This is a genomic window from Brevibacterium sp. CBA3109 (assembly GCF_040256645.1).
Classification (GTDB): domain Bacteria; phylum Actinomycetota; class Actinomycetes; order Actinomycetales; family Brevibacteriaceae; genus Brevibacterium; species Brevibacterium koreense.
Genome location: NZ_CP158281.1, coordinates 2,078,798 through 2,091,844, shown reverse-complemented (window position 1 = coordinate 2,091,844; position 13,047 = coordinate 2,078,798). Strand labels below are relative to the sequence as shown.

General features: G+C 61.9%; 10 protein-coding genes. 5 read left to right on the top strand and 5 right to left on the bottom strand.

All coding sequences use genetic code 11. The annotated features are described in order from the left end of the window. The first annotated feature begins 21 nt into the window (after positions 1-21). Both hisD and nrdR read left to right on the top strand, forming a co-directional pair. Positions 22-1,332 carry a histidinol dehydrogenase gene (gene hisD, locus AAFP32_RS09670; protein ID WP_350268956.1) on the top strand — a complete coding sequence of 437 codons (1,311 nt, stop codon included), beginning with the start codon at positions 22-24 and terminating at the stop codon, positions 1,330-1,332. Positions 1,333-1,334: 2 nt separating this feature from the next. Next, entirely contained in the window at positions 1,335-1,832 is a 498-nt protein-coding gene (gene nrdR / locus AAFP32_RS09665) for a transcriptional regulator NrdR (RefSeq protein ID WP_101618475.1), read from the top strand. A gap of 273 nt (positions 1,833-2,105) precedes the next feature. Here the strand turns inward: nrdR and AAFP32_RS09660 are convergent, their stop codons facing one another. Beyond that, positions 2,106-4,316, bottom strand: coding sequence for a HelD family protein (locus AAFP32_RS09660; RefSeq protein ID WP_350268955.1), 2,211 nt, complete (start codon positions 4,314-4,316; stop codon positions 2,106-2,108). Positions 4,317-4,402: 86 nt separating this feature from the next. Beyond that, positions 4,403-5,194 (bottom strand): fused MFS/spermidine synthase, encoded by a 792-nt coding sequence (locus AAFP32_RS09655; protein WP_350268954.1) that lies wholly within the window; start codon positions 5,192-5,194, stop codon positions 4,403-4,405. 164 nt (positions 5,195-5,358) lie between these two features. Between AAFP32_RS09655 and AAFP32_RS09650 the strand changes: the two genes are divergently transcribed. Together AAFP32_RS09650 and AAFP32_RS09645 are read left to right on the top strand one after the other, a co-directional pair. Next, positions 5,359-6,546 carry a DUF4192 family protein gene (locus AAFP32_RS09650; RefSeq protein WP_350268953.1) on the top strand — a complete coding sequence of 396 codons (1,188 nt, stop codon included), beginning with the start codon at positions 5,359-5,361 and terminating at the stop codon, positions 6,544-6,546. A 188-nt stretch (positions 6,547-6,734) separates the two neighbouring features. After that, entirely contained in the window at positions 6,735-8,189 is a 1,455-nt protein-coding gene (locus AAFP32_RS09645; RefSeq protein WP_420883369.1) for an RNA polymerase sigma factor, read from the top strand. A gap of 168 nt (positions 8,190-8,357) precedes the next feature. Here AAFP32_RS09645 and AAFP32_RS09640 read toward each other — a convergent pair whose 3' ends face one another. Then, complete coding sequence (locus AAFP32_RS09640) at positions 8,358-9,179, bottom strand: N-acetylmuramoyl-L-alanine amidase (protein WP_350268951.1); 822 nt, start codon at positions 9,177-9,179, stop codon at positions 8,358-8,360. A gap of 127 nt (positions 9,180-9,306) precedes the next feature. Here AAFP32_RS09640 and AAFP32_RS09635 point away from each other — a divergent pair, with 127 nt between their 5' ends. Then, positions 9,307-11,418: a DNA topoisomerase IV subunit B gene (locus AAFP32_RS09635; RefSeq protein WP_350268950.1), complete on the top strand. Its 2,112-nt coding sequence runs from the start codon at positions 9,307-9,309 to the stop codon at positions 11,416-11,418. 70 nt (positions 11,419-11,488) lie between these two features. Here the strand turns inward: AAFP32_RS09635 and AAFP32_RS09630 are convergent, their stop codons facing one another. Both AAFP32_RS09630 and AAFP32_RS09625 read right to left on the bottom strand, forming a co-directional pair. Next, positions 11,489-12,382 (bottom strand): M56 family metallopeptidase, encoded by an 894-nt coding sequence (locus AAFP32_RS09630; protein ID WP_350268949.1) that lies wholly within the window; start codon positions 12,380-12,382, stop codon positions 11,489-11,491. A gap of 18 nt (positions 12,383-12,400) precedes the next feature. Continuing rightward, on the bottom strand, positions 12,401-12,763 hold the full coding sequence (locus AAFP32_RS09625) for a BlaI/MecI/CopY family transcriptional regulator (RefSeq protein WP_009884389.1): 363 nt from the start codon (positions 12,761-12,763) through the stop codon (positions 12,401-12,403). Positions 12,764-13,047: the final 284 nt, after the last annotated feature.

Genomic DNA, 13,047 nt, shown 5'->3' with positions numbered 1-13,047 from the left:
GGTGAAGGGAAGGGGCCTAGAATGGTGCGAGTGAACATACTGGACTTCCGCGGTGAGAAACTGAGCAAGAGATTCCTCAAGCAGCGGCTGCCCCGTGCCGCCGACACGCATGCCGGTATCGAACGACGGGTGGCCGAGTTGCTGAGCCAGGTGCAGGCCGGGGGCAGTCGTGCCGTGAAGGAATTCACTGCGAGATTCGACTCGGTCGAACTCGAGTCTCTGCGTGTGTCCGTCTCCGAGCTGAAGCGCGCCGAAGATGAATTGGATCCTTCCGTCAAAGCGGCCCTGGTCGAATCGATCTCGCGGGCCAGGAAGGTCGCCGACGACCAGCGCCCCAATGACGTCCGCACAGAGCTGTCCTCCGGAGCGCACGTGACCACACGGCACCTGCCGATTGAACGAGTCGGCCTCTATGTGCCCGGCGGACTTGCCGTGTATCCATCGACCGTCGTGATGAACGTCGTGCCGGCACAGGCGGCAGGGTCTGCCTCACTGGCCATTGCCAGCCCGCCCCAGAGCAATGGACTGCCCCACCCCACGGTGCTCGCCACAGCCCATATCCTCGGCGTCGATGAAGTCTGGGCCATGGGCGGTGCCCAAGCAATCGGTGCTCTCGCCTACGGCCTTGACGATGAGGAGCAGCTGGAACCCGTTGACCTCATCACCGGCCCAGGCAATGCCTACGTCGCCGCCGCGAAATCTCTCATGCGAACACAGGTGGGCATCGACGCGGTAGCCGGACCCACCGAGATCATCGTGCTCGCCGATTCGACAGCAGATCCAGCGTTCGTTGCCGCCGATCTCATCAGTCAGGCCGAACACGACGAACTGGCTGCCTCCGTCCTCGTCACCGATTCGACTGAGTTGGTTGAGCGAGTACAGGCAGAACTCGCAGCCCAGGTCCCCGCCGCAGCCCATGAGGCGCGGATCGGCATCGCCCTGGCGGGGAAGCAGTCCGCCATCGTCCTCGTCGATGATCTGGACGCGGGCATCAACGTCGTCAACGGGTACGCCGGAGAACATGTCGAGGTCCACACCGCCGACGCTCCTTCTGTTGCCGCACGGATCACCAACGGGGGAGCGGTGTTCGTCGGAGACTGGGCGCCGGTGTCCCTGGGCGACTACTGCGCAGGATCGAATCATGTCCTGCCCACGATGGGAACGGCCGCCCACGGATCTGGGCTGGGTGTGCACTCATTCATCAAGGTCAGCCAGGTCATCGACTATGACCGTTCGGCCCTCGCCGAGGTTGCCGAACACATCGAGGTGCTGGCGGACAGCGAACAGCTCCCTGCCCACGGTCGGGCCGTCAGCATCAGGTTCGAGGAGTAGATATGCGGTGTCCCTTCTGTCGTGAATCAGATTCCAGAGTCGTCGATTCGCGGACCAGCGAAGATGGTGCCGCGATCCGTCGCAGGCGTCAGTGCCGTCATTGCGGGCGCCGCTTCACCACCATGGAAGCGACCAGCCTGTCGGTGATCAAACGCTCCGGCGTGACCGAAGAGTTCTCCCGTCAGAAGATCATGTCGGGTGTGCGCAAGGCCTGCCAGGGACGGCCCGTCAACGACGACGACCTGGCGAAGCTGGCACAGAAGGTCGAAGAGGACATCCGCTCCAAGGGAATTGCTGAGATCGACGCCGACGAGGTGGGTCTGAGTATCCTCGAGCCCCTGCGGGAGCTCGACCAGGTCGCCTACCTGCGATTCGCCAGCGTCTACCAGGGCTTTGATTCCCTCGAAGACTTTGAGACGGCGATCGACTCACTGCGTGCGGATGCGGCACTGAAGTCGGGTGACGCCAGGCAGGCGACCCCCGAAGATTTCCAACCCTAGGAAAATCACCTCAGAATTCTGTGAGCGGAGTAGTCCAGCGCACCGATTCTTGTGTAACATTGACAGTGCGCGCTTCTGGCGCGCGGCCGCTTGCGGTTCGGAGGGGAAGCCGAACCGTTAAGCGGCCCTTTACTTTTCCGCGAGGACCCAAAAGCCTGATCATCGGCCAGAAGTCTGCGCGGAGTGCAACAGAGGGCGCATCGGAGATGATTCCGATGCGCCCTCTGTCTGCCTCCGATCAGGTCCGGTGGACGTGAGGGAGACTGCGCTGACTCAGTCGGCGATGAGCTCGCTCAGTTCGGTCGATGCAGCGGCAAGGATCCGCAGCCGATCTGTGGTGCGCGTCAGCGACACATAGAGTGCGCCGACCCCATCCTCATGACCGGCGGGGGCGATCAGCCCCGGTTCGACGATGACGACGGAATCGAACTCCAGACCCTTCGCCTGCTGTGCAGTGATGACCGCGATCTGATGGTCGAGGCCGGTGACCGAACGGCCGATGTCGAAGCCGGTGAGCACCTCGGCGACGGAATCGATGAGATCGACAGGTGCGATCACAGCGATCTTGCCGCTTTCCACCGATTCGACCTCGTCTCTGACAGTAGGAACGAGAGCATTGACCACTTCCTGAGACGAAGCGAACGATTCCATCCGGGGGTCGGGGCCGCCCTGTCGGACGGACTCGACGAGTTCGAGCTGAGGGAAATGACGGTGCAGGTATCGGTTGGCCAGGTCCATCACCGACTGAGGTGTCCGATAGGACACGGTGAGCACCTGCAGAGCGTAGCGGTCCCCGACGAACTCGGACAGGATGGAATTCCATGTCCGGGTGTTGTCCACGTGTGAGGACTGTGCCAGGTCACCCACCACAGTCGCGGATTTTGACGGAACTCGCCGGAAGAGCACCCGCCACTGCATGGGTGAAAGCTCCTGAGCCTCGTCGACGACGAGGTGGCCGTAGGTCCATTCGCGATCGTCGAGCGCCCGCTCGGCCAGGGTGACCGTCGGGCCCTCTTCCTCCCACCTGGCGGCGAGCGTCTCGGCATCGATGAGGGCCGAGGTGTCCGTCATATCGAGGACCGCTTCGGCATACTCACGAGCGGACTCGTCACGAGCCGCGGTCTGCTGTGGACTGCTGCCCAGCAGCTCGGCGAGCTCATCAAGGAGGGGAACGTCTTCAACGGTGAGTTCGGCATTGGCCGGGCGGATCAGCGTCTTCTGATCCTCTGGCGAGAGCAGGTGTCTGGCAGCGGCCTGCAACTTGTGTGGTTTGGACAGCAGTGCACGCAGCGCCGCAGCGGGACTGATCGGGAACCAGGCGAGATTGAGTGCTCGGCGCACGTCCACGCTCGAACGCAGCTCGTCCATCAGCTCCGGCAGTCTCTCACCGGCACCGTCGAGCCCCATCTGCCGTGCCAAATCCTCTGCGAGGGTCTTGAGCAGACCGGAGACGAAGCCGTTCCGGGCGGCGTTGTGAGCATCCCCGCTCCGGCGGGCTCGATCGCGGGCACCGCGCACGTCGCGGCGGCGCAGCCAGATGGTGTGTGAGCCGACGCGCAGCTCTTCGTTCTGGTCGGGGATCCGCTCGTAGTTTGCGATGTGATTCTTCAGCACCGCAGCCATCTCGGACCGGCCCTTGATCACTGCCACATTCGTGTCGTCGGTCAGCTCGGTCTCGAGACCTGGGTACAGCTGGCCCGGTGTGAGCAGAAGCGCACCCGTCTCACCGAGGCTGGGCAGGACCTTCTCGATGTACTTGAGGAACACTGCGGAGGGTCCGACCAGGAGCACACCTGATTTGGCGATGCGCTCCCGATGCCGATAGAGGAGGAAGGCCGCGCGATGGAGTGCCACCGCCGTCTTTCCTGTACCGGGGCCGCCCTGTACCACGAGCACACCTTGGAGCGGTTGGCGGATGATGGCATCCTGTTCTGCCTGAATGGTCGCGACGATATCGCCCATTCGACCGGTCCGGTGATTAGTCAGTGCCGCGATCAGCGCGCCCTCGCCCTGCAGGTTCGATCGTTGCGCATCGTCGAGAGCCTCGATGTCGAGCACATCGTCCTCGAGATCTGTGACCGTGCGGTTCTTCGTCACCAGATGGCGTCGACGGACGACTCCCGCCGGGTTGGCGGCAGTCGACTGGTAGAAGCGCTCCGATGCCGGTGCACGCCAGTCGATGAGAATCTGCTGTCGGTTGGCATCGGTGAGCCCGATCCGTCCGATGTAGCTGGGCTCGGCGTCTGATTGCAGATCCAGACGACCGAAGCACAGGCCGTCCTCGGCGCTGTTGAGCCGGATCAGCTGGTCCTCATACAGGGTGGCGAACGCATCCCGTTCACTCCGGTGCTGATGATTGCCGCCGACTTCGGAGATCCTCACAGTACCCAGTCGGGCCGTTGCCTCATCCCGCAATTCGTCGAGTCGTGCATAGAGCTCGTCAAGCTTGATCTGCTCGACGCGTATTTCTGAAGTCTCGGTCATCTCACCTTCCCAATCGGCATTCCATTATGCCGAACTTTTCTCACCGGGAGTAGTTGGAAGCAAAGATTCACTGCTGGTGTGTTCCGTCACAGTCCCAGTCTCGACATCAGGCCTTGCCCCGTCAGGAATGTCGCCATTGTCGCCGCAGTGCGCAGACTTCTATCGAGGTCGGGCGCGAGCAGTGGGGAGTTCGAGGCGATGACGACCACGTTCCCGCGTCTGCGACCTTTGAGAATTCCGGGCTCGGCAGCCGCCGCGACATGTTCGAAAGCAGGTTTCAGCAGCTCAAGCTCGGCTCTGAGGACGCGGTGGTTGCCAGAATCGGGGACGTTGGCGATATAGATGCCTGAGTCTTTGAGGATCCGCGCGCAGGTGGTGAAGAACTCCGAGGTCTGGAGGGTTGGCGGCACGGAGTCATGGTCGAAGGCGTCACGGATGAGCACGTCAAGAGTGTCGGGACGGAACTTCTCCGCTTCGACAGCGCCGTCTCCGGCACGCAGAGCCAGCCCAGGGGCTCGCGGAAGATCGAACCAGGTGCGAGAGTAGTCGAGGAGAGCTGAGTCGATGTCGATCGCTGTCTGCTTCGAACCCGGTCGCTGGGCATGGAGGGCACGGGCGAGTGCGCATCCGGCAGCACCGATGTGGACTGCTCGCAGCGGGCCGGCCGCAAACTGGACATCGATGATCCGCGACATCCAATCCAGATATTCAAAGTCCAGACGAGTCGGCTCGCTCAGAGTGATCGACGAGGACGGCACGCCATTGACATGGAGGACATAGCTGTCGGCCTCCCCGTCGACCTTCTCCAGGCGCGCGGTGCCGGTCGAGATTTCGACGACTTGTGAGCCAGGTGCTGTGTATATCCGTCGTTTTGCCACCCCTCACTTGTATGCCAGTTGAGCCGTGGTGGCAATTCTGCGCGACATTGCGTGGGGATATCGGCCCACACTTGAGTGCGTTTGGGCTGTGGACACCTCAGGTGTTTCCACATGCGCTCAGCTCACTCTGGCCAATCCGGCAGTTCCGGAGCTGAAGTGATGCCATGGAGACCACAGCGAAGACAGCAGAAGACATCATCGGAATCGTGCCCCACACTCTTGGCTACATTCCACGGGAGAGCCTCGTGGCTGTCATCGTGGGACCCGACGAACGCGGCACCCAGACATGTGCGACGACGTTGCGCATCGACTTCGACTTGGAGACTGCCGCCCATCTCGTGGCCGAGGGCGGGCAGTGGTACAGCGATCTCATCACTGGAGCGTGCACTGCAACGGGGGTGTTCCTCGTTCTCTACGACTCGGACTACCAGTGCGGCACGCCAGAGGCGATTCGCGCGGGAGTCGGGGCACTCGGTGATGAGTACCCGCGCGTCCATCGAGATCTCATCCGGGCGGCCATCGATGAGATTGCGCTGTCGCTGGAAGAGCGAGGCATCGACACGCTGAGCGCATGGTGGGTCAGCGAGGAGCGATTTGGCCGCATCGACGGCGATGCGCAGATCAGCACACTGCTTGAAGCCGCCTCGACATCGGCCTGTGCAACCGAACTCGTCGCGGCGGGTTCCTCTCCTGCAGCATCACCGCAGGAACTCGTCGTCAGGCCCGTGTCGAGAGCAGAATTCACTGTGAGTCGCAACGGTCACTGCGACACCTGGCTGACCATCGCCGATGGCTTCGACGTCCTTTCCAACCTGTACCCGCGGCTGGCCCGCCTAAGGGAAGGGGAGGACACCATCGACCGGGCTGCCGTGGCAGAGTTGATGACGCTGCAGACGATCAAGTCAGTCGACGCGATCCTCAGCGAAAAATGGTCTCGGGACGCACTCGAAATGATCCTCAGCTTTGATCACCCGAATTTCGCGCCGGCTGACATTGAGACGTGCGGTCCGGGTCAGCTCCACCTTCGCGCGCAGAGATATGCGTTGTCTCCGCAGGCTGCACAGCACATGGTGGGGCTCTCTCCGCGTGCTCCTCTCCCTCGCGATGTTCAGCTGGGCATCGAGTTCCTCAGGGCCTACATACCCCTGGGTCATCCCGACGTCCGCGCCACCGCATATGCTGTGATCGCATGGTTCGAATGGTCGTTGGGAGGCTCGACGATGGCAGAGCAGTACGCCCAGGCAGGACTCGAACTCGACGCTGACCACGCGATGGCCACCCTGATCCTGGACGCGGTTGAACAGGGGTATCTCCCACGCTGGCTGATGTCAGCACGACGCGGCCCCGGATGAGCTCTACGATGCGGTGTCGGCTCTCAGGGAAGACCTCGGCGCGCGGGCCGGAGCCAGCGTCAAGGGCTCAATTCGCCAAGCCGGGAATATCGTGCGAAAATTGGGTGTTGACCCTGTCATAGCATCATGGGCGAACTCTGTGTTCCCCCCGGGCCCGATACCTGGACCTCTTGACATGGGTCTTAGTAATGTCCTGGTGCATTCGAGAAGTTTCAACGCTCGCGAAAGGTGAACACGTGCCGAGAGTCGACAAGGAATCCACGACGGTGACGGAAAAGTCGGAGGGAACGGCCGCCAAGACCTCCACCGCTGGATCCAAGACCACTGCGGCGTCGAAGGGAGCCACGAAGACGACGAAGACATCGGCTTCAGCGACCGCTGCGGAAACCGGGACCAAGCAGACCACCGCGGCCCGAAAGACGGCGACCGCCAAAACTGCCGCGACGAAACCGACCGCCGCAAAGGTGGCGAAGACCACCGGTGCCAAAAAGACGGCTGCGAAGCCCACTAAGGCCGCGGGGGCGAAGAAGAAGTCCGATGACGCGCTCGAAGCGGGCGAGGCAGTCGAGCCGGCAACCGACACTCTCGGGACTGAGCAGAGCCCAGCTGAGGCGACCGAGACGAAGAACTCCGAAGAGAAAGAGAAGAACGCCGCTGTTACAGAAGCTGGCGGCTTCATCGTCTCCGACGCCGACGAAGAAGATGCTCCTGCACAGCAGGTCGTCTCGGCGGGAGCCACCGCCGATCCGGTCAAGGACTACCTCAAGCAGATTGGCAAGGTCGCACTGCTCAATGCGGCCGAAGAGGTCGATCTGGCCAAGCGCATCGAAGCCGGAATGTACGCCGAGCATCTTCTCGATGCCGGTGGCATCACCGAACCGCGTGAGTCTATGGACTACAAGTGGATTATCCACGACGGTCGCATTGCGAAGAACCACCTCCTCGAGGCGAACCTGCGTCTCGTCGTCTCGTTGGCTAAGCGCTACACCGGTCGTGGAATGCTCTTCCTCGACCTGATTCAGGAGGGCAACCTGGGCCTCATCCGTGCAGTCGAGAAGTTCGACTACACGAAGGGCTTCAAGTTCTCGACATACGCCACGTGGTGGATCCGTCAGGCTATCACCCGTGCCATGGCCGATCAGGCTCGCACCATTCGCATTCCCGTGCACATGGTCGAGGTCATCAACAAGCTTGCTCGTGTCCAGCGTCAGATGCTGCAGGATCTCGGACGTGAGCCGAGCCCGGAGGAACTCGCCAAGGAACTCGACATGACACCTGAACGTGTCGTTGAGGTTCAGAAGTACGGCCGCGAGCCCATCTCGCTGCACACGCCGCTCGGTGAAGATGGTGACTCGGAGTTCGGTGACCTCATCGAGGACTCCGAAGCGGTCGTACCGTCAGACTCGGTCAGCTTCACCCTGCTGCAGGAACAGCTGCACTCGGTTCTCGACACCTTGTCGGAACGTGAAGCCGGTGTCGTGTCGATGCGCTTCGGCCTCAACGACGGCCAGCCGAAGACTCTGGATGAGATCGGGAAGGTCTACGGAGTCACGCGTGAGCGTATCCGCCAGATAGAGTCCAAGACCATGGCGAAGCTGCGACACCCTTCGCGCTCACAGGTTCTGCGGGACTACCTCGACTGAGACAACTGTCTCCTGCCATGGCTGCGGCCTCAGGGCATGAGCCCGGTGACCATGATCGCCTGCGGACGCGAACTGTCGCGACCGCAGGCGATTTGGCTATTGCATGACCTGTGCAGCCCGACGCGTTCAGGTTCGCTCGACGCAAACTCAGGACCACTCGAGGACCGTTCAGTACCAGTCGACGATGCCCTGCATCAGCGCTTCAGCGTACTTCTGCTGACCGGATTTCGATTCCATCGTCTTGGCTTCGTCGGGATTGCGCATCTCACCACATTCGACGATGACGGCAGGAACAGAGGCGTTGTTGAGTCCCGCCAAGTCGGGGCGCCGGCTGATTGCGTTCTTCCCATATGCGGTGTTGGGGGTGAACGGGTCAGCCATGGCCTTGCTCATGGCATCGGCGAGGCGGTTCGAGTCGTCTTCGACTGTTTCGGACCTGCCCGGCTGCGCGACGATGACATGGAAGCCCTTGGCCTTCGTCGATTCGCTTCCGTTGGCGTGGATGCTGATCATGAGGTCGGCGTCATCGGCGAATGTACCGCGTTCGTCGACGCAGGGGCCTACACTGTCGTTGTCATCGCGACTCATGACAACCTCGGCGCCGGCATCTTCTAGGTCGTGCTTCAGTTTCTGACCGACGCCCCAGGTGAAGTCGGATTCAGGGTAGTCGGAGTCGGTTGCCGTTCCCGTGGTGTTGCACGCCTTGGTCCCGCCTCGTCCATCGGGCACCGGGCGAGTGATCGTGTTCGGGTGCGAGGCGTTGCCGCCGTTGTGGCCGGGGTCGATGGCGACGGTGCGACCGCTGAGATCGGTTCCGGGCTGTGTCGTCGGGGCGTCCCGGGCTTCAGAGCCCTTGGGGTCAGACATCCCTTCGGGCGCCACCGGAGTGGATGAGTCGGGTGGAGGCGGGTTCGAACCGCACCCGGCCAGCCCCTGCAGTGCGAGAATGGCGCACAGGACGGGGATCAGAGCGCGGCGAGGTGGAGACATGGTGCCATTGTTCCAGCAAATATGCCGCCAACGGTGGCATTCGGCGCAATCGGAGCGAGACACGGCTCGCAATGGCATCGACAGATCGGGTTGAGCGATTAGAATTTAATCGAACGAGAGGAAGCGTGTGGAAGAGGAAAGTTACGGCGCCAGGCATCTGTCGGTGTTGTCGGGCCTCGAGGCAGTTCGCAAACGCCCGGGCATGTACATCGGGACCACGGATTCCCGAGGGCTGATGCACTGCCTGTGGGAGATCATCGACAATGCCGTCGATGAGGCTCTGGGCGGCTTCGGCAAGTCGATCCTCATCGAACTCGAACCTGATGGTTCGGTGGCGGTCACGGACAGCGGACGGGGCATCCCCGTGGACATCGAGCCCAAGACCGGGTTGACCGGCGTCGAGGTGGTCCTGACCAAACTCCATGCCGGAGGCAAGTTCGGTGGCAGTTCTTATGCCGCGTCCGGTGGTCTCCATGGCGTCGGTGCCTCCGTCGTCAACGCACTCTCCGCCCGGCTCGATGTCGAAGTCACACGCGGATCGAAGGTTCACAAGATGTCCTTCCATCGAGGTGTGCCGGGACGTTTCGACGATTCCTCCGGCCAGCCCGGCCCCGACAACCCGTTCGAAGAATTTCAGGAGCCGACCGGACTCGACGTCGTCCGGAAGGCGAAGAGGGGAGTCACGGGCACCCGCGTTCAGTATTGGGCTGACCCGCAGATCTTCCTGTCCAAAGCCCAGTTCGACTACCAGCACCTCGTCGAGCGTGCACGCCAGACGGCGTTCCTCGTACCTGGGCTCGAGCTGCGGATCGAAGACCGTCGTGGAGTCGCTCGTGACGAGACTGGCGAGGTTATCGCCGAACGCCTCGAGGTTTTCCGCTTCGACGGCGGCATCACCGAATTCGTCGACCATCTCTCGATTGACCCTCCGATTACTGACACTTGGCGTCTGCAGGACACTGGAAAGTTCAGCGAGACAGTACCGGTGCTCGACTCCTCGGGTCACCTGGTTTCGAAAGAGGTCGAGCGCGAAGTCGGCGTTGACATCGCCCTGCGGTGGGGGACGGGCTATGACACGAAGGTCAAGTCCTTCGTCAACGTCGTGTCCACTCCCCACGGCGGAACCCACTTGGCAGGCTTCGAACAGGCCAGCCTCAAGGCCATGCGCAAGGCCGTCGAGGCCAACGCCCGCAAACTCAAGCTGGGCAAGGACAAGCTCGAGAAAGACGACGTCCTGGCCGGTCTGACCGCTGTGATCACGGTGCAGTTGGCCGAGCCTCAGTTCGAAGGGCAGACCAAGGAAGTCCTGGGTACGGCTGCGGTCAAACAGATCGTGGCAAAAACGGTTGAGAAGCAGCTGGGCGAAATCCTGTCTTCGACCAAGCGCGCAGAGAAGCAACAGGCTGCCGTCCTCATGGAGAAGGTGGTTGCAGAGCTCAAGTCGCGCATCTCGGCCCGCACACACAAAGAGAACCAGCGTCGCAAAACTGCGCTTGAAGCGTCGTCTCTGCCAGCCAAACTCTACGACTGCCGTGACAACGGGGTGGAGAACACGGAGTTGTTCATCGTCGAGGGTGACTCCGCGATGGGAACCGCGAAAGCTGCTCGCAACTCCGACCATCAGGCACTGTTTCCGATCCGCGGCAAGATCCTCAACGTGCAGAAGGCGTCGTTGTCGGACATGTTGGCCAACGTCGAATGTGCTGCTCTGATCCAGGTCATCGGGGCCGGGTCCGGCCGCAGCTTCGACATTGATGTGGCCCGCTACGGACGTGTCATCATCATGACCGATGCTGACGTCGACGGCGCTCACATCCGCACCCTGCTGCTGACCCTGTTCTTCCGTTATATGAAGCCACTGGTCGAACAGGGACGAGTGTTCGCGGCTGTGCCGCCCCTGCACCGTGTGGAGGTGGTCACGAAGCGGGGCACGCGCAACGACGTCATCTACACGTACAGCGAGGCAGAACTCCATGCACTGCTGAAGAAGCTGGAGAAGTCGAAGAAGACGTACAAGGAACCCATCCAGCGCTACAAGGGACTTGGCGAGATGGATGCCGACCAGTTGGCGGAGACCACGATGGACCCGAGCATGCGCACACTGCGTCGGGTCACAATGGCCGACGCCGAGGCGGCAGAGAACACCTTCGAGCTTCTGATGGGCTCGTCTGTCGGCCCGCGAAAAGACTTCATCGTCTCGGGAGCCGCTGTTCTCGACGCCGAACGCATCGATAGCTGAGTCAAGCATGTGAGCCCTCCGGGAGTCGAACCGGTGGGCTCCGGAGGGTCCACCGGAGTGGCGCGGCGAGTCAGAATCCGGGAGCGATGGGGACGAAGAGCAACAGGCTGGGGGCGAGCAGCAAGCCCAATGCTACGAGGGTCGACGTCACGCGCACCGGCACCCGCGCAGGGTCCAGGGGCCGTGAGAGACGGTCGATCCGCTGGTCCGAGAGATCGCTGCGATGTTCGGGGCTGATGCGTGCCGCTTCACGCACTGCCAGCGACAGAATCGCCGGATCGACATCTTCGCGCGCTTGGTCATCGGCCATGAGTTCAATCAGGCCATTGACGGAGTTGAGGCCGATCGCGGTGGCCGAGAAGAACGGCAAAGCACGGTGCCACGCGGCGAAGGGAATCACGAGCACGTCGTGGCGGAAGTCCAGATGAGCTCTCTCATGGGCGATGACGGCCGTGCGCTCGTCCTCGCTGAGGACTTCGAGCAACCCGGTTGAGAGCACCGTAGTGCCTTTGCGCGGACCCTGGGGCAGGCAATAGGCGACAGCCTCATCGGTCGTGATGATCCGCGTATCCGAGTACGTCGCGGACGGTTCGCTGAGCAGATGCAGGATCTCATCATGGCGAATTCGAGTCTTGCGCGCGGAGTAGAACGTCAGGGCGAGGCATCCCAACAGTCGTCCGATGAGTGCCACCGCGATGATGAGGAAAATCCAGGCGAAGACAGTGAGATGAGCGTGCGACTGTCCTCTGGCAAGCTGCCAAAGCCCCTCAGGCAGGCTGCGCGAGGCGGGGGCAACAGCGAAAGCCAGCGCTGTTCCGATGAGTGAGAGGCCACCGGAAAGGCCGACGGCCTGCCACAAGATGACCTTCGAAATAGGGTCTCCCCGAAAACGGGAGAGCGCGGCCGGAACCGGCCACGCTAAGAGAAATGCAAGTACCGCGAGGACGGATCCCACGATGCTCATGCTCGAAAACGACCTGCTTCAGGAGTTGGTCGAGTGATTGCGTCCCAGCAAATTGCGCAGAGCCTTCGTATCGGCCTCCGACACGGTGCCGAGGAATCGGGCAAGAACGGCCTGGCGATCCGGAGCCTGTGACAGGACTTCGGTCATCAGCTCTGCGACATGGTCTTCGCGCGTCGAAACCGCGAGGTAGCGATGTGGGCGGATGCTGCGGTCGCGAGTGACGAAGCCCTTCTTCTCCAGCCGGGTGAGGACGGTGTGGACGGTGGTCAGTGCGAGGTCGCGTGCTGCCAGCACATCGCGGAGTTCGGCCGCGCTCAATCCATCATCATGTACCCAGATGGCGTCCATGACGCTGCGTTCGAGTTCGCCCAGTGTTCCCACGGTGTCCTTGTCCTTCGAAGAGATGGCTCTTCTTGCCAGTTCAGTCTATCTCTACTGGCTGTCGAATTCCATGTGAAACCGCCCGTGATCCGCTTCGTGGCCGCTGGTGTAGCACCTTTTGGTCACACCGGGGATGTGCACGCCACGTGGAAGTGGAGTGAACGCTAGCGGGCACTGACGCGGAATCTGGGACGGCAGATCTCAGCCGGCAGAATATTGCCGCAAATGTTTCTACGCGATGTAGAATTCTACGCGTTGTAGAAAATTGGTCTTCCACGAACGGA